Here is a 23,978-nt window from a genome sequence, read left to right as displayed (position 1 = left end):
GTGTGAACGCGTCTGAAGAGGGACTACGTAGATGACAGGAAGAGTGGCAGGACAGGGCAACCCGTGGGTAGCAGTTCGCCCCGGTGACGACGTCGATGTCCTGGCTCGCAAGATGTCGACCGCTCATCGGTCCTTCGTCGAGCACGAGTGGCCTGCAGGGGATTCCGTCCGATCCGTCGTCCTCGATTCCTGGATGCGGAGTCGTACCAAGGGAGTCGACCCCAACGGTCGCGACGAGGCCCCGGTGCTGACGGGTGTCGAGTTGGAGCGGTATCGCAACGGTCACCCCATGTCGATCATTCGGCCCGTCATTCGCAAACTTCTCGTCGAGGATGCCGCCGATACCGGTCTGCTCGTGGCGATCTCCGACGCGGAGGGCCGCCTCCTGTGGGTCGAAGGGGACACGTCCGCGAAAGACCGTGCTCAGATGATGAATTTCGCCGAAGGGGCGGATTGGAGCGAGGAAAGCAAGGGCACCAACGCGCCGGGAACCGCGCTCGCCGTCGACCATTGTGTGCAGATCTTTGCCGCCGAGCACTTCACTCGTACCGTGCACGACTGGAGTTGTTCGGCCGCTCCCGTGCACCACCCGACGAGCGGGCACATCCTCGGCGCCATCGACATCACCGGAGGACCGCGCGTCGCAGTCCCCGAGGTTCTCTCGTTGATTCGTGCGACCGTCGCCGCAGCCGAGTCCGAGCTCCGCGTGCATCTGATGAACTCGCCGAAGTCGTTGGGCGAGACAGCTCCTCGCCTCGAAGTGCTGGGTTCGGGCAGGCCGGGACTGGTCCGGGGAAGCGGTCGCACCGCATTGTCGCAGCGTCACGCCGAGATTCTGCTGCTGTTGGCTGATCATCCCGAAGGACTCAGCTCAGACCATCTCGCAGTGCTGCTCGACGAGCAGGAACTCGACTCGGTGACCATCAGGGCCGAGATGTCGCGTCTGCGCAAGACGTTCGGCTCCTCCGGCCTGGCGTCGCGCCCCTACCGACTGGTGGGTGCGCTGACGTCCGACGTCGACGACGTTCGTCGGGCGCTCGATCGCGGCGACGTGGAAGCAGCGTTGCGTATCTATGCCGGCCCGGTGCTGCCCGGATCGGTGTCGCCCGGGATCGAGGAGATTCGCGACGAGCTGCGATCGCGGGTCCAGGCTGCACTACTGCGCGTCGGCGACCCGATGTTGCTGGCGCAATGGACGTCGTCGATCCACGGCAGGAGCGACCTCGTCGCGTGGGAGGCCTACCGGGCAACGCTGAGTGCCGATTCCGCGTTGTACGGCCAGGTCAGCGCACGTATCGACCATCTGGATCGCCAGCTCGGCATGTAGTTTCTTTCTGCACGCAGTGCAGCAACGTAGTTGCAACGTTGCAGACTCTAGTGTTCTGAATCACATCAGTTGATGAACGACGAAGGAGTCACTAGATGTCCGTCTATGCCCGCCCAGGTACCGCAGATTCAGTCATGTCCTTCCAGCCGCGCTACGACAACTGGATCGGCGGCGAGTGGGTCCCGCCCGTCAAGGGCCAGTACTTCGAGAACCCGACTCCCGTCACCGGTGAGAACTTCTGCGAGGTAGCCCGCTCCACGTCCGAGGATATCGAGCTCGCGCTCGACGCCGCGCACGCCGCAGCACCCGCCTGGGGCAAGACCTCCGCCGCCGAGCGCGCAGTGCTCCTCAACAAGATCGCCGACCGCATGGCCGAGAACCTCGAGTCCATCGCACTCGCGGAGTCCTGGGACAACGGCAAGCCGATCCGTGAAACCCTCAACGCCGACATTCCGCTGGCGATCGACCACTTCCGCTACTTCGCCGGATGCATTCGCGCGCAGGAAGGTTCGCTGTCGGAGATCGACGACGACACCGTCGCCTACCACTTCCACGAGCCGCTCGGCGTCGTCGGACAGATCATTCCGTGGAACTTTCCGATCCTGATGGCCGTCTGGAAGCTCGCTCCCGCACTGGCGGCAGGCAACGCCGTCGTGCTGAAGCCTGCCGAGCAGACCCCGGCGTCGATTCTCCATCTCATCTCGATCATCGGTGACCTTCTTCCTGCCGGAGTCGTCAACGTGGTCAACGGATTCGGCACCGAAGCGGGCAAGCCGCTCGCGTCGAGCCCGCGCATCGCCAAGATCGCGTTCACCGGTGAGACGACCACGGGACGCCTCATCATGCAGTACGCGTCGCAGAACCTGATCCCGGTCACCCTCGAACTCGGTGGCAAGAGCCCCAACGTCTTCTTCTCCGACGTCCTGTCGTCCGACGACGACTACCAGGACAAGGCTCTCGAGGGCTTCACGATGTTCGCGCTGAACCAGGGCGAGGTGTGCACGTGCCCGTCGCGCTCGCTCATCCAGGCCGACATCTACGACGAGTTCCTCGCACTGGCTGCGATCCGCACGAAGGCTGTGCGACAGGGCAATCCGCTCGACACCGAGACGATGATCGGTGCGCAGGCGTCGAACGATCAGCTCGAGAAGATTCTGTCGTACATCGAGATCGGCAAGGGCGAAGGCGCGCAGGTCGTCACCGGCGGCGAACGCGCACAGCTCGGCGGTGACCTGAACGGCGGCTACTACGTGCAGCCGACGATCTTCACCGGCAAGAACGACATGCGCATCTTCCAGGAAGAGATCTTCGGACCGGTCGTCTCCGTCACGTCCTTCAAGGACTACGACGACGCCATCTCGATCGCCAACGACACCCTCTACGGTCTCGGTGCAGGTGTCTGGTCGCGCGACGGTGGCGTCGCATACCGCGCGGGCCGCGACATCAAGGCCGGCCGCGTCTGGACGAACACGTACCACCAGTACCCGGCACACGCGGCCTTCGGTGGTTACAAGCAGTCCGGCATCGGACGTGAGAACCACAAGATGATGCTCGACCACTACCAGCAGACGAAGAACCTCTTGGTCAGCTACGCCCAGAAGGCTCAGGGCTTCTTCTGATGCCTGCCACAAGCCGGCCCCCGGCCCGGCTCAGAGCAACCGCCGGGGCGATGGAGCTTCTCCGTCGCCTCGGCGGTAACCACGGCGCACTGATGATGCATCAGAGCGGTGGATGCTGCGACGGGTCGTCGCCGATGTGTTATCCCGCAGACGAATTCATCGTCGGCGACCGGGACGTCCTGCTGGGGCTGTTGGACCTTCGTCTGAACGTCGGCGACATCCCGACCGACCTTCCCGAGGGCGGCGACGCGGTACCGGTGTGGATTTCGGGTTCGCAGTTCGAAGCCTGGAAGCACACTCAGATGGTGCTCGACGTCGTCCCGGGTCGTGGTTCGGGGTTCTCGCTGGAAACTCCGGAGGGGCTTCGGTTCCTGAGTCGCGGCCGCGCGTTCACGCAGGACGAGTGGGACGTGCTGAAGGACGAGACTCCGTTCGTCGGAGTCGATTGGGAAGAGGGGCGTAGGCCGCCTGTGCCGGACGACGTCATCGTCGTCGCCGAGGCAGTGGACGCCTGTCCGGTGCCAGGGATGTTGCAGGGTTAGGCAGCTTCGCTGCACGTGCGGGGAAATGTATACCCGGCGGGAGTGGAGCCTGCGGAACGACCCGGCAGCGCTGTACATTCCCACGCACGTGCGCCGAAGGGGCCTAGAGTCGATCCGGTGAAAAGTTCCACACCTTCGGACGCTCCCGGTGGCGAGAGCCTCCGTACGGTCGTCGTCGCATTTTGTGCCAACCTCGGCGTCGCCGTCGCCAAATCCGTTGCGGCCGTCGTGACCGGGTCGGCATCGATGGTTGCCGAAGCGGCTCACTCGTGGGCCGACACCGGCAACGAGATATTCCTGCTCGTCGCGAACAAGCGCGGGTCCCGCGGTCCCGACCGCCGTCGGCCCCTCGGCTACGGCCGCGAAGCGTACGTCTGGTCACTGCTCGCCGCCATCGGGCTGTTCGTGGCGGGCTCGGCGGTGTCGGTGTGGCACGGAATCACCTCCCTCCTCGGCGGCGAGTCGTCCGCCGAGAACTACACGATCAACTACGTGGTGCTCGCAGTCGCGTTCGTCCTCGAAGGAATCTCGTTCCTGCAGTCCGTCAAGCAGATTCGCGGGGAAGCGAACGCGTACGAGACGGACTTCCTCGACTACGCGCTGGAGACGTCCGACCCCACACTGCGTGCGGTGTTCGCCGAAGATGCCGCCGCGCTGATCGGTCTGGTCATCGCTGCAGCAGGTATCGGACTGCATCAGCTCACCGGCTCCGCCGTGTGGGACGCGCTCGGGTCGATCGCCGTCGGTGTGCTCCTCGGCGTCGTCGCGATCGTTCTCATCGATCGAAATCGTCGATTCCTCACCGGAGAACCCGGGCCCGGCGCATTATGGGACGCGGTGGTGAGTGGCATCGAGAAGTTCCCCGAGGTGGCGTCGGTTCGTTTCGTCCGCATCGAATTCGTCGGTCCGAAACAGATTTTCGTCGTTGCCAGCGTCGACCTTGTCGGTGACGCCGTCGAATCCTCGATCGCCCATGTGCTCCGTCGATTGGAGAGCCGTCTCGAGTCCAACGTAGCCGTCGTCGACGCGGTGTTCACCGTGTCCGATCCGGACGAGGGCGACACCGGAACCGTCTCGCACCGCACGTAATACAGCCGTCATCTGTTGATGACGCCCCGCTTACAGCGTCGGCCTATCTTCGCTGCAGCGAGAAGCGCATTCGATGAAAGAAGGCCACCCATGTCCGTCGCCGAACCGGCAGGCGCTCACCACGACGGGACCGAGTCCCACGTCGAAGGCGGGGACTACCTCGCCAAACGGCAGTTGAAGAAGGGCACCGCGGGCTGGATTCTTCTCGCAGGGCTCGGCGTCAGCTACGTCGTCTCCGGTGACTATTCGGGCTGGAATTTCGGGCTCGAACAGGGCGGGTTCGGTGGTCTGCTGATCGCCGGAATCCTGATCGCCGGGATGTATCTGGCGATGGTGCTGGGCATGGCGGAGATGTCGTCGGCGCTTCCCGCGGCAGGTGGCGGTTACACCTTCGCCCGCCGCGCGCTCGGCCCGTGGGGCGGATTCGCAACGGGCACAGCCATTCTCATCGAGTACGCAATCGCGCCCGCGGCCATCGCCACCTTCATCGGCGCCTACGTGGAGTCGCTCGGACTCTTCGGTATCACCGACGGATGGTGGGTGTACCTGGCGGTGTACGCGATCTTCATCGGCATCCATCTGGCTGGTGCGGGCGAAGCGCTCAAGATCATGTTCGTCATTACCGCGATCGCACTCGTCGGTCTCGTGGTGTTCGCCGTGTCGGCACTGGGACAGTTCGACGCGTCGAACCTCACCGACATCGCGCCGACGGATGCCGCAGGGGCGTCGAGCTTCCTCCCGTTCGGCTACCTGGGCATCTGGGCGGCGGTGCCGTTCGCGATCTGGTTCTTCCTCGCCATCGAGGGTGTTCCACTCGCCGCCGAAGAAGCCAAGGACCCGTCGAAAAACGTGCCGCGCGGCATCATCGCGGCCATGGGGGTGCTCCTCGTGACCGGGGCCGGCGTGTTGTTCCTGGTGACCGGCGCAGGCGGGGCCGAGGCGATGCAGTCCTCGGGCAATCCGCTCGTCGAGGCGCTCGGTGACAACTCGGCCGCCAAGGTCGTCAACTACATCGGGCTCGCCGGTCTGATCGCCAGCTTCTTCTCGATCATGTACGCGTACTCCCGTCAGCTGTTCGCACTGTCGCGAGCCGGCTACCTTCCGAAGACGTTGTCGGTCACCAACTCTCGAAAGGCTCCGACGCTCGCGCTGATCGTGCCCGGCGTCATCGGCTTCCTGCTCTCGCTCACCGGCCAGGGTGCGATGTTGCTCAACATGGCAGTGTTCGGGGCCGCGCTGAGTTACGTTCTGATGATGATCAGCCACATCGTGCTGCGTCGTAAGGAGCCGGCCATGGAGCGTCCGTACAGGACGCCCGGTGGCGTCGTCACCACCGGCTTCGCGCTCGTCGTCGCTGCACTGGCCGTCGTCGCGACGTTCCTCGTCGACAGCACGGCCGCGCTCTGGTGCCTCGGCGTGTTCGCCGCGTTCATGCTCTACTTCGGCATCTACAGCAGGCACCATCTCGTCGCGAACTCTCCCGACGAGGAATTCGCCGCCCTTGCCCGGGCCGAAGCCGAGCTCGAATGACCACCTACAGGCATCAGGTATCCGGAACGACCTACCAGTTCGACGGCCTCGTCGACTTGATGGCCAAGGCCACTCCGCAGCGATCCGGGGACGAACTCGCCGGATGCTCGGCACAGTCCGACGCCGAGCGTGCCGCGGCGCAATGGGCGCTGGCGGATGTCTCGCTCGATACCTTCCTGCACGACCTCCTCGTCCCGTACGAGACGGACGAAGTCACCCGGCTCATCATCGACTCGCACGACCGCGTCGCATTCGGGACGATCTCGCATCTCACCGTGGGCGGTCTTCGAGACTGGTTGCTCGACGCGGCCGCGCGGGAGGACTCGGTGCGAGTTCTGAAATCGATCGCATCGGGGCTGACGCCGGAAATGGTTGCGGCCGTCAGCAAGATCATGCGCAATCAGGATCTGATCGCCGTCGCCAGGGCGACGGAGGTCACGTCTGCATTTCGTACGACGGTCGGCTTGTCGGGAACACTGGCGACGCGGCTGCAGCCCAACCACCCGACGGACGATCCGAAAGGCATTGCCGCAGCGACGCTCGATGGGCTGTTGCTCGGATCCGGTGACGCCGTCATCGGAATCAACCCCGCGACCGACTCGCCGCACGCGACGTCGGACCTGCTGCACTTGCTCGACGAGATCCGTCAGCGCTTCGAGATTCCGACACAGTCCTGCGTGCTGTCCCACGTGACGACGACGATGGAACTGATCGAGAAGGGCGCACCCGTCGATCTGGTGTTCCAGTCCGTCGCAGGCACCGAGGGCGCCAATTCCGGTTTCGGCGTGCATGTCTCGCTGCTGCGGGAGGCCAACGAGGCAGGACGCTCGTTGCACCGCGGAACCGTCGGAAACAATGTCATGTACTTGGAGACCGGGCAGGGTTCGGCGCTGAGCGCGGGTGCTCACGTGGGCATGGACGGCAGACCTGTCGATCAACAGACGCTGGAGGCGCGCGCGTACGCCGTCTGTCGCGATCTCTCGCCGCTCCTGGTCAACACCGTCGTCGGGTTCATCGGTCCCGAATACCTGTACGACGGAAAGCAGATCGTTCGCGCTGGGCTCGAAGATCACTTCTGCGGCAAGCTACTCGGACTGCCGATGGGCGTCGACGTCTGCTACACCAACCACGCCGAAGCCGATCAGGACGACATGGACTCCTTGCTGACGCTGTTGGGTGCAGCCGGAGTCGCGTTCGTCATCGCAGTGCCGGGTGCCGACGACGTCATGCTCGGCTACCAAAGCCTGAGCTTCCACGATGTGCTCTATGTGCGACAGGTGTTGGGGCTGAAGCCTGCTCCCGAGTTCGCTGCGTGGCTCGACCGGTTGGGCATGGTCGACGGAACAGGTCGGCTCCTGGACATCGATGCAGCCGGGTCGCCGCTCCGAGCATTGACGAGCTCGCGATGAGCGGTGTCGAACGGCGGGACGACGAATTCTGGGACGACTTGCGGCTGACCACACAGGCCCGAATCGGACTGGGGCGCACCGGCGATGCGCTTCCGACGTCACGAGTGCTCGAGTTCAGGTCGGCGCACGCTGCGGCGCGCGACGCGGTCCACATGCCGTTGGACGTGGAGGCGTTCGCGGCCGAGGTCGAGGCGGTCGGCGTCGGAAAGCCTGTCGCCGTGACGTCGCGTGCGGAGTCCAGGGCCGAATATCTGCGACGGCCGGATCTCGGGCGGCAGCCGAAGGATCTGAGCGCGATCTCGGCAGGCGAATTCGACGTGGGTGTCGTTCTGAGCGACGGCTTGTCTCCGCGCGCGCTGATGGATCACGGTACGCAGATGCTTCGTGCCCTCGTGAGCGAACTGTCCGACGTGTATTCGATTGCGCCGCCGGTCATTGCAACCGAGGCGCGCGTCGCGCTGGGCGACCACATCGCCGAGGCGATGGGGGTGCGGACGGTGCTCGTGTTGATCGGGGAGAGGCCAGGGCTGTCCGTCGCCGACAGTCTCGGAATCTATCTGACGCATCTGCCTGCCCCGGGCAAGTCGGACGCCGATCGCAACTGCATCTCGAACATCCACCCACCGGAAGGCCTCGGCTACGAGCAGTCCGCGAAGATCGTCGCGAGCTTGATCGCGGGCGCCCGAAAGTTGGGTAGGTCGGGTGTCGCGCTGAAGGACACATCCAGGGCCGACGCGCTCGAGAACTCTGGCGTGAAGGTGATCTCGGAGTAGCCCCGTTCGGGGGTGGTAGGTAGTGACGGGCGTCACTATCGTGGGTGAAATGGAAACTCTCAGCTACTCCTCCGGGGTGTCGTCCATACCGATGCTGGGCGACACCATCGGTGCCGACCTCGATCGAACCGCTGCCCGCCACGCCGGCCGCGACGCTCTCGTGGACGTCGCCACGAACCGGAGGTGGACGTACTCCGAGTTCCTGGCCGACGTCGAGATCTTGGCCGCCGGCCTGCTGGTCAAAGGCGTCGTGAAGGGCGACCGGGTCGGGATATGGGCACCGAACTGCCCCGAATGGGTGCTCGCGCAGTATGCAACCGCCAAGATCGGTGCGATTCTCGTCAACATCAACCCGGCCTACCGGACGCACGAACTGCAGTTCGTACTGAAGCAGGCAGGGGTGTCGCTTCTGCTGTCTGCGCCCGAATTCAAGGGCGCGGACTACGCGGCGATGATCGAGAAAGCGCGGACGGACTGCCCCGATCTACGCGAGGCCGTCTTCGTCGGCAGTTTCCCGTGGGAATTGATGACCGATCGCGGGCACAAGGCGCTCGCGGAGAACCCGTCGCTCGTGGCCGATGCGCAGAAGCTGTTGAGCGCCGACGATCCGATCAACATCCAGTACACGTCGGGCACAACGGGTTTCCCGAAGGGTGCGACGCTCAGTCACCACAACATCTTGAACAACGGATTCTTCGTCGGCGAACTGTGCCACTACACCGAGGTCGATCGCGTGTGCATTCCCGTGCCGTTCTACCACTGCTTCGGGATGGTGATGGGCAATCTTGCGTGTACGAGTCACGGTGCGGCCATGGTCATTCCGGGCCAGGCGTTCGATCCGGCAGCGGCGTTGAAGGCCGTCGCTCAGGAGAAATGCACGTCGCTGTACGGGGTACCGACGATGTTCATCGCCGAACTCGCTCTGCCCGAGTTCGATTCGTACGATCTGTCGTCGCTGCGGACGGGCATCATGGCGGGCTCGCCGTGCCCGACCGAAGTCATGAAGCAGGTCATCGAACGAATGGGCATGGCCGAGGTGTCGATCTGCTACGGCATGACCGAGACGTCACCGGTGTCCTTGCAGACCCGCAGCGACGACACCATCGACCAGCGCGTGTCGACGGTCGGAGCCGTCGGACCGCACCTCGAGGTCAAGATCGTCGATCCCGTCGACGGGCTGACCGTGCCACGCGGCGAGGCAGGGGAGCTGTGCACCCGCGGTTACTCGGTGATGCTCGGCTACTGGGAGCAGCCGGAGAAGACCGCCGAGGCGATCGACGCGGCCGGATGGATGCACACCGGCGACATCGGAATCATGGATTCGGACGGCTACGTATCGATCACCGGCCGCATCAAGGACATGGTGATTCGCGGCGGGGAGAACATATACCCCAGGGAGATCGAAGAGTTCCTGTACACCCACCCCGATATCCTCGACGCCCAGGTGATCGGGGTTCCCGACGCCAAGTACGGCGAAGAACTCATGGTGTGGATTCGGATGCGCGAGGGTGCGGAACCGTTGGACGCCTCGGGGATTCGAGCCTTCAGTGAGGGGAAGCTCGCGCACTACAAAATTCCGCGGTACGTCCACGTCGTCGACGAATTCCCGATGACCGTCACCGGGAAGGTCCGAAAGGTCGAGATGCGGGAGAGGTCGCTGGATTTGCTGAGCTGAGATTTCCGCCGACTCGAGATTCTCACGGCGAATCGGGATCCTCCGTCGATGCATCGGCTGAGAATCTCGATTCGGCGTGAAGATTTGCGGGCCGGGCCGGATTTGCTCGAGGGATACTGGGCGCATGACCGAACCGCAGTGGACGCCGTCGTCGGAGGACATCGAGAACGCACGGATCACCGACTTCCAGCGCGTCGTCTCGGAGCGTCACGGGGTCGACACCGCCGACTATCGCGAACTCTGGGAGTGGTCGACGCAGAACGTCGAGCAGTTCTGGCGCACGGTGTGGGACTACTTCGACATCCAGTCGGACACCGAGCCGACCGAGGTGCTCGGAAATTCGAGTATGCCCGGAGCGCAGTGGTTTCCAGGTGTGCAGCTGAACTACGTCGACCAGGTACGACGGCACTCCGACAGTGACCGTACGGCGATCGTCCATGCACGGGAGGACGGCCTCCGCGCCGAGCTGTCGTGGCGAGAACTCGCCCGGCAGACGGCCGCGCTCGCTCGGACGCTGCGTGAGGCAGGCGTCGAGCCCGGGGATCGGGTCGTGGGGTACCTACCCAACATTCCCGAGGCCGTCGTCGCATTCCTCGCAAGCGCGAGTGTCGGCGCGGTGTGGTCGGCGTGCGGGCAGGACTATTCCGCGTCGGCGGCCCTCGACAGGCTGGGGCAGCTGGATCCGAAGGTGCTGATCGCCGCCGACGGCTACTCCTACGGCGGTAAGTACCACGACAAGCGCGGCGATGTCGCGGTTCTCCGAGACGGATTGACGACGGTCGACACCGTGATTCGAGTCGGCGACGCGGTCGACGGCTCCCTCTCGTGGGAGGACGCGTCGGCCGGCGAGGGTGAGTGGGTATCGGTGCCGGTCGCGTTCGATCATCCACTGTGGGTCGTGTTCTCGTCGGGGACGACGGGTCTGCCGAAGGGAATCGTCCACGGGCACGGGGGAGTGTTGCTCGAACACCTCAAAGCTGTTGCGCTGCAATCGGACATCGGATCGGATGACACGTTCTTCTGGTACACGAGCCCGAGTTGGATGATGTGGAACTTCCAGGTGGCAGGACTGCTCGTCGGCGCAACGATCGTGTGCGCCGACGGCAGCCCTGCATACCCGGCGCCCGATGCGCTGTGGGCGATCACTGCTCGGGAGAAGGTGACATTCCTGGGCACCAGTCCTGGCTACGTTCTGTCCTGCATCAAGGCAGAATCGCGCCCGTCGCGCGATCACGATCTGTCCGCATTGCGCGCGATAGGCATCACGGGGTCTGCGATGCCCGCGTCGTCGTCACTGTGGTTGTCCGACAACGTCGGTCGCGACGTGCCGGTGTTCTCGATTTCCGGTGGCACCGACGTGGTGTCGGCGTTCGCGGGTGGGGTCCGTACCGTGCCGGTGTGGCCGGGCGAGCTCTCGGCGCCGTTCCTCGGCGTCGCGCTGAAGGCCTTCGACGTCGACGGCCGCCCGGTGACCGACGAGGTCGGCGAGTTGGTCGTCACCGAGCCCATGCCGTCGATGCCCGTGCGATTCTGGAACGACGACGGATCGCGTTACCGCGAAGCGTATTTCGACGCGTACCCAGGGGTGTGGCGACACGGCGACTGGATCACACTGACCGCGTACGGCAGCGTCGTCGTGCACGGTCGTTCGGATTCGACGCTGAACCGCAACGGCATTCGGATGGGTAGCGCCGATATCTACCAAGCCGTCGAAGAGCTGCCCGAGATCGTCGAATCACTCGTGCTCGGGGTCGAACGAGGCGACGGTGGGTACTGGATGCCGTTGTTCGTCGTACTCACCGACGGAACCGAGCTGGACGACGCGCTGCGGGCGCGCATCAACACGGCAATTCGTGAGCACGCGTCACCGAGGCACGTGCCCGACGAGATCATCGCCGCGCCCGGCGTCCCGCACACCAGGACCGGTAAGAAGCTCGAGGTGCCGATCAAGCGTCTGTTCCAGGGCGGCGACGCGTCGCGAACTCTGGACCGAACCGCCGTCGACGCACCGGATCTCGTGGATTGGTACGTCGAGCAAGGCCGGGACAAGCGCTAGCGGGTCCACCGTGCGAGGTATGCCTTCTCGTCTGCGGTGATCCGGCGCAGCGACTCCGAGCCGACGTCGACCATCGCCATCTGAGTGGTCGCGACGACGGCAGGCGGCGAACCCACAGGTGCGCCCGCGGCGCGGACCTCGTAGCCGATCGTGAAGTCGACCGACCGCACCCTCTCGAACCACAACGTGATGTCGAGCGGGCTGTCCGAATGCCGCAGCGGCTTCTTGTACGAGATGTTCACGTTCGCGATCAACGCGCTCTTGATCAGACTCTCGTTGGCCTCACCTGCACTCAGGAGCCACTCGATGCGCGCTTCCTCCAGCAGAGTCACCATGCGCGCGTGGTTGATGTGGTGGAAGGCGTCCATGTCGGACCAGCGCACGGTGACCCGCGCGTGATAGCCGATCTCGTTGTCGTCGGTCACCGCTACACGTTCTCATGACTTCGGTGTTCTAGAGTCCGGGTGTGCTGATCAGAAATGTCGTCCTCGCGCCGGGCGGGCCGGCCGTCGACGTCCAGACGGTCGACGGCCGCGTCGCCGAGGTGACCGCGACTGTCGCGTCGTCGCGTCCGATCGAAGGCGATGTGTTCGACGGCGGCGGCGCAGCACTGGTTCCGTCGTTCGTCGACAGTCATGTGCATCTGACACAGTGGGCGGCGTCGCTGACGCGCATCGACGTCTCCGGCGCCGACTCCGCCGTCGATCTGGTGGACATTCTCGCCCGCTCCAACGAGCGTCACGGCACGTCCATTCTCCGCGCGCAGGGATTCCGCGACGCGCTGTGGCCCGACGAGCCGCACAAACACGTGCTGCAGAACGCGCTGCCCGGTCGCCGTGCCGCGATCACCAGCATGGACCTGCACACGCTGTGGCTGAGCCCGGCCCTGTTGGCGGAGTTGCACATCGACCATCCGACGGGTGTGCTGCGCGACATCGACTGCATGGAGGGGCTGAACGCCCTCGAGCGCTTGGTCGACACGGACGACAGCGATCGTGTGGCCCTGGCGGCCACGGACGAACTGGCCAGGCGCGGCATCACCGCCGTCACCGATTTCGAGTACGCCGACAACAGGACCGTCTGGTCGCGGCGCAGTGAGATCGCCCGCCCCGCAGTCGACGTTCAGTTCGCGGTGTGGGCCGAATGGCTGGGGCACGAACTGACCCTCGGCGCGCACACCGGCGACCCTGTTGCCGACGGGATCGCACTCGGTCCGCTCAAGGTCATGTTCGACGGTTCGCTCAACACCAGAACGGCGTGCTGTCACGATCCCTACCCGGGCGGCGAGGGGTCGGGACTGCTGTTGGAGACGCCCGAGGATCTCGTCACGCTGATGCGTCGGGCCGCGAGTGGAGGGATCGTGCCCGCGATCCATGCGATCGGTGATCGAGCGAACACACTGGCGCTCGACGCGTTCGTCGCGGTCGGGTGCGGTGGCCGCATCGAACATGCGCAGCAGGTGATGCCCACCGACATCGCGCGATTCGCGGCGAACGGCGTGACCGCTTCGGTTCAACCGCAGCATGCGATGAGCGATCGCGAGGTCGCCGACGAACTCTGGAGCGGCCGTGAATCGATCGCCTACCCCTATCTGTCGTTGCACAAGTCGGGCGCACACGTCGTCTTCGGATCCGACGCCCCCGTCAGCCCGCCGTCTCCGCTCGATGCGGTCGCCGACGCGGTGTGGCGTACCGACGACGAGCGTGCGCCGTGGCAACCCCATGAGGCACTTCCGCTCGACGCGGCGTTGGCAGCGGCATCGGGTGGACGCGCATCGGTGGAGGTCGGAGCATCCGCCGATCTGGTGCTCCTGGCCGAGCACCCGGCTTCCCTCGGTAACCGAGACCTGCGTGCCGTCCCGATCGTGGCGACGGTCCGCGGCGGCGTCTGCACGTTCGACGGAAGGTCGCTGTGACCACTACACCGGGAAGCTGGCGCATCTACGAGGGGTCGACGCTGTCCGCACCGCTCGCGGCCGCGCTCGGCGCGTTCGTCGAGCAGGGTTATCACGGAACGTCGGTTCGGCAGATCGCCGGCCGCGCCGGGTTGTCCGTGCCGGGGCTCTATCACCACTACCCGTCGAAACAGGCGTTGCTCGTCGGGCTGATGACGGCCGCGATGGACGAACTCCTCGCGCGGTCGAAGCAGGCCGACGCCGAGGCGGGCTCGTCACCGTCGGCGCGGTTCGACGCCGTCGTCGAGTCGCTGTTGTTGTTCCACATGTATCGGAGCGACCAGGCGTTCATCGGGTCGACCGAGATCAGGAGCCTCGATCCGGAGAACCGGGCGCACTACGTGCAGCTTCGTGACGAGCAGCAGCGGCAACTCGACGGCATCGTGCTGGCAGGCATCGAGTCCGGAGAGTTCGACGCCGACCATCCGGCCGACGCGTCGCGAGCGGTGACGACGATGTGTGTCGGCGTCGCGGGCTGGTATCGGCCCGGCGGCCCGCTCTCGGCTCTCGAACTGACCGAGGTCTACCTGAACATCGCACGGCGAATTGTCGGTGGTGGGCGGTAGCCTCACGCCATGGACTCACCACCAGACCGTTCTCTGACCCCGGAGGTCCGCGAGTTCCTCGAGACGGGCACCAGAACCGGCAAGCTCGGCTGGGTGGCGCCCGACGGTAGGCCCCTGGTGGCTCCCGTCTGGTTCGTGGTCGACGACGATGTGGTCGTGTTCAACACCGGCAGTGGAACGGCCAAAGGAAAGGCCATCGCCAGGGACCCACGTGTCGTGTTGACTGTCGACCTCGAGGAGCCGCCGTACGGGTTCGTGCAGATCCAGGGTGTCGCCGAGACCTCCGAGGACCCGCAGGATCTGCTCGCCTCGGCAACGGCTATCGGCGGTCGCTACATGGGCCGGGACCGCGCCGAAGAGTTCGGTAGGCGCAACGGAGTCCCGGGTGAACTCGTCGTGCGGATCCGCGCAACGAAGGTCACCGCCGCGTTGAATGTCACCGCGTGAGCGTTCCGCGAGGTTCGATTCCGTCGTGTCCGGGAACACGATGACCTGTGCCACTTCCACAGCCCGTCGGTTTTGGATGACGGGGGAGTGTGCCCTGTAGATTGGTCCGGTGCTCAGCGAAGGATGTGGATTCTGAACCATCGTTTTAGTGACGTGTCACGAACCGCTGGCCCGGCATGGCCGGATGCCGAGTGTCGTACCCAGCGAAGGTGGGCAAAGTCCTCGGTCCTGTGTAACGGTGAAGGCTTGGCCGAGAGATGTACCGAGGGGTAACTTCGATCGGCTCCGTGCTGGTGCCAGTTTGTGTTCAAGATGCGTAGTTTCATTGTTTCGAGATCGATGTGTTCGGTGCCCAGAAGGAAAGTCGGTGCGTCCGACTTCTCGCTGGGGGCGTGTGAAAGTGGGAAGAGAGGATTCGATTGAACCCGCTAGGTTTGGGAGGATCGACCGATGGCGAATCCGAAGGGCTCGGGGCACACTCGTCGTTCCCTCTTTCTCCGGCACAGCTCGGAATGTGGTTCGCGCAACATGTCGATCCCTCCGTACCGGCCAACATCGCCCAGTACGTCGAGCTTCGCGGTGACCTCGATCTAGACCTTCTTCGTCGCTCGTCCGCTGCGGCTGCCCTCGAGATGCAGTCCGGCTACATCCGCATCGTCGAGGTCGACACCGAACCCCGTCAGTTCGTCGACCCGACCCTCGACGCGCCGCTGGGTTACGTCGACCTCCGCGAGGAGGACGATCCGGAGCGCGCCGCCCACGAGTGGATGCGGGCCGACTACAGCGCGCCGATCGACATCCTGCACGACCGTCTGATCGCGGCGACGGTCCTGCACCTGGACACCGACCGCTACTTCTGGTTCAACCGTGTCCACCACGTCGTGCTCGACGGGTTCGGCTCGGTCACGTTCATGAACCGCGTCGCCGAGCTCTACACGGCCGAGGTCGAGAAGGTCGAACCGAAACCCAATCAGTCGTCGGACCTGAAGAAGGTCTACGAGATCGACGCCGCGTACCGGGACTCCTCTCGCTTCGAGACCGACCGCCGGTACTGGGCCGATCGCATCGCGGGCATCGAGGAGGCAACCAGCATCGCCGGTCGCACAGCGCCTCCGGCTGCGATCAGCCAGATCGACACCGCGGCGCTCGGCGACAACACGGTCACCCGCTTCGAGGAACTGACGGCGGCGACCGAATCCACGATGGCCACCGTCGTCATCGCGGCGTTCGCCAGCTACCTCGCCCACATGACCGGCCGCGAGGACGTCGTACTGAGCCTTCCGGTCACCGCGCGCACCACAGCGGTCCTCCGCCGCTCCGGCGGCATGGTGTCCAACGTCGTACCGCTGCGCTTGACGGTGGCGCGGGACACCTCTGTCGAAGAGCTCTTGACCAAGGTCACAACCGAGGTGTCCGGAGCGCTTCGTCACCAGCGTTACCGCCACGAGGACATTCGGCGCGACGCAGGCGGGGCGAGCGGCCAGGCGTCGTTCTTCGGCCCGTGGGTCAACATCATGCTGTTCTTCACCGAGGTGCGCCTCGGGTCGATGGTGGGCGGCATCAACATTCTGTCCACCGGCCTGATCGAGGACTTCGGCCTCAACCTGTACCAGAGCGTCGGTGGACAGACGACGCACATCGACTTCGAGTCGAACCCGAACCTGTATTCGGCCGAGGAGTCCGCGCGTAACCACGAACGGTTCGTCGAGTTCCTCGACCGCTTCGTCGCGTCGGATCCATCGAGCCGCGTGTGGGACCTCGACGTCACCACGGGAGCCGAGAAGGCGCTCGTCGTCGACGCCTTCAATGCATCCGACCACCCGGTCGAGCAACGAACCCTGCTGTCGGACTTCCATGCTCGCGTCGACACGGATCCTGACGCCACCGCGCTGATCTACGAGCAGTCGTCGCTCACGTACGGCCAACTCGGTGCGCGCGTCAGCGCAGTGGCGCGCCGGCTCGTCGAGATGGGCGTCGGTCCGGAAACCCTTGTCGGACTGTCGATTCGACGGTCGCTCGACCTCGTCGTCGCGATGTACGCCATCGTGGAGGCCGGCGGCGCATGGGTTCCGATCGATCCGGACCACCCGGCCGAGCGCACCGCATACATCCTCGAGTCGGCGAATCCGCTGTGCGTACTGGTCACGTCGTACGACGAGGTGGACCTCCCGGCGGGTATCGACGTGCTCGAGGTCGACCGCCTGGACTACGACGCGCTCGACGCCACCCGAGTCACCGACGCGGACCGCCTCGGCCCGGTGCGGCTCGACAACGTCGCCTACGTCATCTACACGTCGGGTTCGACGGGTCGTCCCAAGGGCGTGGCCGTCACGCACGAGGCCATCGACAACCAATTGCAGTGGATGCGTTCCGAGTACGGTCTCGAGCCGTCGGACGTGTACCTGCAGAAGACGGCGACGACGTTCGACGTCTCGCTGTGGGGATTCTTCCTGCCGCTGCAGGTGGGCGCGTCGATGGTGCTCGCGACCCCCGACGGCCACCGCGACCCGATCTACGTCGCCGACAAGATCGCCGAACACGGCGTCACGATCACCGACTTCGTACCGTCGATGCTGACGGTGTTCGTCGCGAACGCGCCGATCGGCACCTGCGGATCGCTGCGCCACGTCTTCGTGATCGGTGAGGCTCTGCCTGCCGAGACCGCCGCGGCGTTCCGTGAACTGAGCCCGGCGGGCCTGCACAACCTGTACGGACCCACCGAGGCCGCGGTGTCGGTGACGTACTACGAAAGCGGAATTCAGGACGTACGCACGGTTCCGATCGGTGTGCCCGAATGGAACGTCAAGGCCTATGTTCTCGACGCATCACTGCGTCCGACTCCGATCGGTGAGCCGGGTGAGCTCTTCCTCGCGGGCGTGCAGCTCGCGCGCGGCTACGTCGGCCGACCGGACCTGAGCTCCGATCGTTTCGTCGCGAACCCGTTCTCGGAGAACGGTTCTCGCATGTACCGCACCGGCGACCTCGTGAAGTGGCGCGCCGACGGCAACATCGACTACATCGGCCGCACCGACTTCCAGGTCAAATTCCGCGGTCAGCGCATCGAACTCGGCGAGATCGAGACCGTGCTGCTCGCGCACGAGGACATCTCGCAGGCCGTGACGCTCGTCGTGCCGACGGCAACCGGTGACCAGCTGGTCGCCTACGTCGTCGCGGCGCCGGGTCGAAACGTGGACCCCAGCGACGCAACGGAATTCGCGTCGCATGCACTGCCGTCGTACATGGTTCCGGCGTCCGTCATGGTTCTGGAGTCGTTGCCGCTCAACACGAGCGGCAAGCTCGACCGCAAGGCTCTGCCCGAGCCCGTGTTCGCCAGCGCGAAGGAGTACCGCGCACCGCAGAGCCACGTCGAATACGTCGTCGCAGGCGTGTTCGAGGACGTGCTCGGGGCCACCCGTGTCGGTCTCGACGAGGACTTCTTCGAACTCGGCGGAAACTCGCTCATCGCAACGCAACTGGTCACACGCGTCGGCACCGCACTCGGCATTCGGATCGGTGTACGCGAACTGTTCGAGGCGCCGACGGTGGGCGCTCTGGCTGCCCGGGCCGAGTCGACGATGGAGCAGGGCACGAGCGGTCCCGAGCTGGTGGCCGGCCCGAGGCCCGACCTCGTACCGCTGTCGCTCGCGCAGCAGCGTATGTGGTTCCTCAACCGGTTCGATCCGGACACCGCGGCGTACAACCTGCCGTTCATGGTCCGGTTGACCGGTCGGGTCGACGAGAAGGCGTTGTCCACGGCCTTCGCCGACGTCGTCACGCGGCACGAGACGCTGCGAACCGTGTATCCGCTCGTCGACGATTCGCCTCAGCAGGTCGTTCTGCGCACCGAGGACGCGTTCACCGGTCTCAGCGCGACGCGGGTCGACGAGTCCGAGCTGACGTCGAAGCTGATCGATCTGGCACGGGAGAGCTTCGACGTCTCGATCGAGGTTCCGTTCCGCATCGCGCTGTTCCAGCTCGCCGAGGACTCGTTCGTGCTCGCGATGGTTCTTCACCACATCGCCGCCGACGGTTCGTCGTTCTCACCCCTCGCGCGCGACATCATGGTCGCCTACGAGGCGCGCACCAACGGTCGCGTTCCCGGGTGGGCTCCGCTGCCGGTCCAGTACGCGGATTACGCACTGTGGCAGCGCGCGATGCTGGGGTCGGAGAGCGATGTCGCATCGCTGTCGGCGCAGCAGATCGAGTTCTGGGTTCGCACCCTCGACGAGCTTCCCGATCAGCTCGATCTTCCGTCGGACCGGCCGCGGCCCGCGGTGGCCACGAACGCCGGCGCGAAGAGCCGGTTCGTCGTCGACGCTCGCATCCATCAGGGCCTGGCGGAAGTGGCTCGGACGCATCAGGCGTCACTGTTCATGGTCGTCCAAGCGGCGTACGCCGTGCTGTTGTCACGCCTGTCCGGCACGACCGACATCGCGATCGGAGCACCGATCGCGGGCCGAGCGCACGAGAAGCTCGACGACATCATCGGCATGTTCGTCAACACGCTCGTGCTGCGCGCACACGTCGAGCCGAATGCGTCGTTCGACGAACTGCTCGACCAGGTGCGCAACACCAACCTGTCGGCCTTCGCACACGCCGACATTCCGTTCGAGCGTCTCGTCGAGGTCCTCAACCCGGCCCGGTCGCGGGCGCGTCACCCGCTGTTCCAGGTGGCTCTGTCGCTCGACGCCGCGCGCCAGAACGACATCGGCTTCGCCGGATTGCGCGCGTCCGCATCGGAACTCGACGTTCCGATCGCGAAGTTCGACCTGCAGCTGTGGCTCACCGAGCATCAGGACGAATCCGGTAGGCCCGATCGCATCGAAGCGGTCTTCGAGTACGCCACCGACCTGTTCGACGCAGCGACCATCGAGGGATTCGCCGATCGGTTCCTGCGCATCCTCGACGCGATCGTCGCGGACGCGTCGGTGCCCGTGGGCGCCATGGACATCCTGGCCGCCGACGAACTCGACGCGCTCACCAGCGTGCACGGCGGCGAGGTTCCGTCGCACCGCACACTGCCCGAGTTCCTCGAGGCGGGAGTCGCCGCGAATCCCGACGGCGTCGCGGTGTACGCGTCGGGCGACGAGCTGACCTACCGTGAACTCGACGACATCACCGATCGCTACGCTCGGTACCTCATCGATCGTGGAATCGGCGCCGAAACGATTGTCGCACTGGCGTTTCCGCGCTCGATGGAGATGGTCGTGTCGATGTGGGCCGTCGCGAAGACGGGCGCAGCATGGGTGCCGGTCGACCCCGAGTATCCGGTCGACCGTGTCCGGCACATGCTCACCGATTCGGGTGCGGCCGTGGGTATCACGTCGTCCGAACGCATACACGAACTTCCCGACACGTGCGAGTGGTGCGCCGTCGACGATCCCGCGTTCGAGCGTGGCGTCGAGCAGTACACGAACGGAGCGGTCACCGACGCCGAGCGGATCGCTCCGCTCCACCTCGACAACCCGGCCTACGTGATCTACACGTCGGGTTCCACGGGCCTGCCCAAGGGTGTGGCCGTGACGCATCGAGGCCTGTCGGGTCTCGTCGACCAGTCGCGTGAGCTCTATCGGGTCACACCGGAATCGCGCTTCCTGCATGTCATTTCGCCGAGCTTCGACCCGTCGGTTCTCGAATGGGCGTTGACCGCTTCGGCCGGTGCAACACTCGTCGTCGCGCCGCCGTCGGTGATCGGTGGACCCGAACTGCACCGGTTGTTCGCCGACACCGGTGTCACGCACGCGATCATCACGCCCGCGGTTCTCGGCTCGATGGACCCGTCCGGTCTCGACAGCCTCGAGCTGCTGTCCGTCGGCGGTGAGGCGTCTGCACAGGATCTGGTGTCCAGGTGGGCACGTGGACGACGGTTCTTCAATGCGTACGGTCCGACGGAGACCACCATCGTCTCCACGCGCGGCGAGCTGTTCGCCGGCGAGCCCATCACGGTCGGTGGACCGGTCCCCGGCGTCTCGGCGCTGATTCTCGACGCGCGTCTGCAGCCGGTCCCGGTCGGTGTCGCAGGTGAGCTCTATCTTGCGGGCGACGCCGTCGCACGTGGGTACTACAAGCGTGCAGGTCTGACGTCGGACCGTTTCGTCGCTGACCCCTTCGGTCCTACAGGCACTCGTATGTATCGCACCGGCGACGTCGTGCGCTGGACGAAGGACTTCGCGATCGAGTACGTCGGTCGGTCGGACTTCCAGGTCAAGGTCCGCGGTTTCCGTATCGAACTCGGCGAGATCGACGCCGCCCTCGAAACGTTCCCCGCTGTGACGTTCGCAGCGACGCTCGGGCACGAATTGCAGTCGGGCCAAACGGCTCTCGTGTCCTACGTGCACGGCAGCGACGAGATCGACAAGGCCGAACTGCTCGAGCACGTCGGACGGATGTTGCCGAGCTACATGGTGCCGTCGGTCGTCATGGTGCTCGACGAGGTGCCCCTGACGCCGATCGGCAAGCTCGATCGGCGTGCGCTGCCCGAGCCCGAGGTCGGTATCAGCTTCCGCACGTTCCGCGCTCCGACGACTCCCATCGAGGAGACGGTCGCGACCGTGTTCAGCGACGTACTCGGTGCGCCCGTCGTCGGGCTGGACGACGACTTCTTCGAGCTCGGCGGTAACTCGCTCGTCGCCACCCAGGTGGTCGCGCGACTCGGTGCCGCACTCGACGCGCAGGTTCCGGTGCGCGCCATCTTCGAATCGCCGACCGTCGCCCAGCTCGCCGTTCGCGTCGAGCAGGAGGCAGGCCGGGGCGCTCGGGTGGCGCTCGCTCGCGGTGAGCGACCGAGCCGCATTCCGCTCTCGTTGGCACAGCAGCGTATGTGGTTCCTCAACCGTTTCGACACCGAGTCGGCCACGTACAACCTGCCGATCGCGCTGCGGTTGACGGGAGTTCTCGACGTGCCCGCGCTGCAGGTCGCGATCCTCGACGTCGTCGACCGCCACGAGTCGCTGCGGACGCTGTTCCCGGATTCGGCGGACGGCCCGCACCAGGTGGTCCTCGACGCCGCCCAGATCGTGCCGAACCTGATGCCCATCGACACCACCGTCGCCGAATTGCAAAGGGCGATACGGCAGTTGGCGTCGACCGGGTTCGACGTGACGGCCGATGTGCCGTTGCGTGCCCGTCTGTTCGAGATCAGCCCGACCGAACACGTGCTCACCATGGTCGTGCACCACATCTCGGCCGACGGATGGTCGATGGGGCCGTTGGCCCGCGACGTCATGGTCGCCTACGCGGCGCGTACCGAGTGGGAGTCGCCCGCGTGGGCCCCGCTCCCGGTCCAGTACGCCGACTACACGCTGTGGCAACGCGCGACGCTCGGCTCCGAGGACGATCCGACGTCGTTGATCTCCGAGCAGGTCGACTACTGGAAGAGCACCCTCGACGGGCTTCCCGATCAGCTGGATCTGCCCACCGACCGTCCGCGTCCTGCGCGGCAGTCGTTCGGCGGCGGCACGGTCGACTTCGAGATCGAGCCACGCGTGCACCGCGGCTTGCTCGACGTCGGACGCGAACGCAACGCGTCGCTGTTCATGGTCGTTCACGCTGCACTCGCCGTGCTGCTGTCACGGTTGTCGGGCACCGAGGACATCGCCGTCGGAACCCCGGTCGCGGGACGTGGCGAGCAGGCGCTCGACGACGTCGTCGGCATGTTCGTCAACACGTTGGTGCTGCGCACCGAGGTCGACGGACACGAGTCGTTCAACGACCTGTTGGCCCACGCGCGCGAAGCCGCTCTCGGCGCGTTCGCGCACTCGGACATTCCGTTCGAGCGGCTCGTCGAGGTGCTGAACCCGTCCCGTTCGACGGCACGGCACCCGCTGTTCCAAGTCATGCTGTCGTTCGAGAATCTCGGCCCGACGCATCTCGACCTGCCCGCGCTCAGCATCGACAGCGTCGACCTCGATGCGGCCGTCGCCAAGTTCGATCTGCAGCTGACTCTCACCGAACGCCTGACTCCCAGCGGCCAGGCCGACGGATTGTCCGCCGAGTTCACCTTCGCCACAGACCTTTTCGATCAGGCGACGGTCTCGTCGTTCGCGGATCGATTCCTGTACGTGCTCGATGCCGTCATCGAGGACTCCGCGGTCCGGGTCGGCGACATCGAACTGTTCGACGCCGTCGAGCGTGGGCTGATTCTCAAGTCGTGGAACAACACCGCACATGCGCTGGATGCGGGTGCGACGGTGTTGGATGCGTTCGACGCTCAGGTGGCGGCACGTCCGGATGCGACTGCGGTGGTGTTCGAGGGGACAGCTCTGTCGTTCGCCGAGTTCGATGCGCGGGTGAATCGTCTTGCGCGTTACCTGATCTCGGAGGGAGTGGGTCCGGAGCGGACGGTCGCGGTGGCGATGCGTCGTTCGACCGAGATGCTCGTGGCGCTGTACGCGGTGCTGCGGTCGGGTGCGGCGTACGTTCCGGTGGATCCGGACCAGCCTGCGGAGCGCAACAAGTACATTCTCGATACGGCCGGTGTGTCGGTGGTGTTGTCGACGTCGCGGGACGAGGTGGCGTTCGAACATGTTGCGGTGGATCGACTCCCGCTCGAGGGGTTCTCGGCCGGCGCGGTGAGCGACGTCGACCGTATGCAGCCGTTGCGTGCGTCGAATGCGGCGTATGTGCTGTTCACCTCGGGGTCGACGGGTCGGCCGAAGGGTGTGGCGGTGTCGCACGCGGCTGTGGTCAACCAGGTGTCGTGGCTGGTCGCCGAGTACGGTCTCGGCGTCGACGATGTGGTGTTGCAGAAGACTCCGTTCACGTTCGATGTGTCGGTGTGGGAGTTGTTCGGTGCGCCCGCGTCGGGTGCCCGGTTGGTGATCGCGGAGCCCGATGGTCACCGCGACCCGCAGTACCTGGTGGCGGTCGTCGAATCCGAGGGCGTGACGGCGACGTCGTTCGTCCCGTCCGTGCTGTCGGAGTTCGTGGCGGCGATCGCGCCGGGCGGATGCAGCACACTGCGCGCGGTGCTGGTGGCCGGTGAAGCCCTGC

14 protein-coding genes (1 of these 14 only partly in view) are annotated in these 23,978 nt (G+C 65.5%); 13 read left to right on the top strand and 1 reads right to left on the bottom strand.

What is annotated here, in order from left to right; translation table 11 throughout:
• Positions 1-31 precede the first annotated feature (31 nt).
• The 9 genes from HQ354_RS04830 (at position 32) to HQ354_RS04790 (ending at position 12,020) form a co-directional block, all read left to right on the top strand.
• Positions 32-1,327 (top strand): transcriptional regulator, encoded by a 1,296-nt coding sequence (locus HQ354_RS04830; RefSeq protein WP_068432387.1) that lies wholly within the window; start codon positions 32-34, stop codon positions 1,325-1,327.
• Between the two features lie 95 nt (positions 1,328-1,422).
• Positions 1,423-2,946 carry an aldehyde dehydrogenase gene (gene adh / locus HQ354_RS04825; protein ID WP_068432382.1) on the top strand — a complete coding sequence of 508 codons (1,524 nt, stop codon included), beginning with the start codon at positions 1,423-1,425 and terminating at the stop codon, positions 2,944-2,946.
• Positions 2,946-3,488, top strand: coding sequence for a DUF779 domain-containing protein (locus HQ354_RS04820; RefSeq protein WP_222634264.1), 543 nt, complete (start codon positions 2,946-2,948; stop codon positions 3,486-3,488). Before adh ends, HQ354_RS04820 begins: the two co-directional genes overlap by 1 nt.
• Before the next feature lie 117 nt (positions 3,489-3,605).
• The gene (locus HQ354_RS04815) at positions 3,606-4,577 is read left to right on the top strand and encodes a cation diffusion facilitator family transporter (RefSeq protein ID WP_068432371.1); all 972 of its coding nucleotides are present in this window, start codon (positions 3,606-3,608) and stop codon (positions 4,575-4,577) included.
• 90 nt (positions 4,578-4,667) lie between these two features.
• Positions 4,668-6,107, top strand: a complete 1,440-nt coding sequence (gene eat / locus HQ354_RS04810) for an ethanolamine permease (protein ID WP_068432368.1) — start codon at positions 4,668-4,670, stop codon at positions 6,105-6,107.
• Positions 6,104-7,516, top strand: coding sequence for an ethanolamine ammonia-lyase subunit EutB (locus HQ354_RS04805; RefSeq protein ID WP_222634263.1), 1,413 nt, complete (start codon positions 6,104-6,106; stop codon positions 7,514-7,516). The genes eat and HQ354_RS04805 overlap by 4 nt, the downstream gene beginning before the upstream one ends.
• A complete protein-coding gene (gene eutC, locus HQ354_RS04800) occupies positions 7,513-8,289 on the top strand; it encodes an ethanolamine ammonia-lyase subunit EutC (protein WP_068432362.1) in 777 nt (258 codons plus the stop codon). Before HQ354_RS04805 ends, eutC begins: the two co-directional genes overlap by 4 nt.
• A gap of 49 nt (positions 8,290-8,338) precedes the next feature.
• Positions 8,339-9,964, top strand: coding sequence for an AMP-binding protein (locus tag HQ354_RS04795; protein ID WP_068432359.1), 1,626 nt, complete (start codon positions 8,339-8,341; stop codon positions 9,962-9,964).
• A 124-nt stretch (positions 9,965-10,088) separates the two neighbouring features.
• Positions 10,089-12,020 carry an acetoacetate--CoA ligase gene (locus HQ354_RS04790; RefSeq protein ID WP_068432356.1) on the top strand — a complete coding sequence of 644 codons (1,932 nt, stop codon included), beginning with the start codon at positions 10,089-10,091 and terminating at the stop codon, positions 12,018-12,020.
• On the opposite strand, the gene HQ354_RS04785 is transcribed toward HQ354_RS04790, so the two are convergent.
• Positions 12,017-12,445 carry a thioesterase family protein gene (locus tag HQ354_RS04785; protein WP_068432354.1) on the bottom strand — a complete coding sequence of 143 codons (429 nt, stop codon included), beginning with the start codon at positions 12,443-12,445 and terminating at the stop codon, positions 12,017-12,019. The genes HQ354_RS04790 and HQ354_RS04785 overlap by 4 nt on opposite strands.
• Before the next feature lie 41 nt (positions 12,446-12,486).
• Here HQ354_RS04785 and HQ354_RS04780 point away from each other — a divergent pair, with 41 nt between their 5' ends.
• From HQ354_RS04780 to HQ354_RS04765, 4 genes are all read left to right on the top strand, one after another.
• On the top strand, positions 12,487-13,935 hold the full coding sequence (locus HQ354_RS04780; protein ID WP_222634262.1) for an amidohydrolase: 1,449 nt from the start codon (positions 12,487-12,489) through the stop codon (positions 13,933-13,935).
• Entirely contained in the window at positions 13,932-14,540 is a 609-nt protein-coding gene (locus HQ354_RS04775) for a TetR/AcrR family transcriptional regulator (RefSeq protein ID WP_114329757.1), read from the top strand. Before HQ354_RS04780 ends, HQ354_RS04775 begins: the two co-directional genes overlap by 4 nt.
• 9 nt (positions 14,541-14,549) lie before the next feature.
• A complete protein-coding gene (locus tag HQ354_RS04770) occupies positions 14,550-14,987 on the top strand; it encodes a PPOX class F420-dependent oxidoreductase (RefSeq protein WP_068432343.1) in 438 nt (145 codons plus the stop codon).
• 419 nt (positions 14,988-15,406) lie between these two features.
• Positions 15,407-23,978, top strand: partial view of a non-ribosomal peptide synthase/polyketide synthase gene (locus tag HQ354_RS04765; protein WP_222634261.1) — the start only. Its footprint extends 21,593 nt past the window's final position; 8,572 of the gene's 30,165 nt are visible here — the first part of the coding sequence; the start codon lies at positions 15,407-15,409; its stop codon lies beyond the right edge, outside the window.

It is taken from the genome of Rhodococcus sp. BP-261 (assembly GCF_019835205.1).
GTDB lineage: Bacteria > Actinomycetota > Actinomycetes > Mycobacteriales > Mycobacteriaceae > Rhodococcoides > Rhodococcoides kyotonensis_B.
This window is presented reverse-complemented; position numbering and strand designations above follow the sequence as displayed.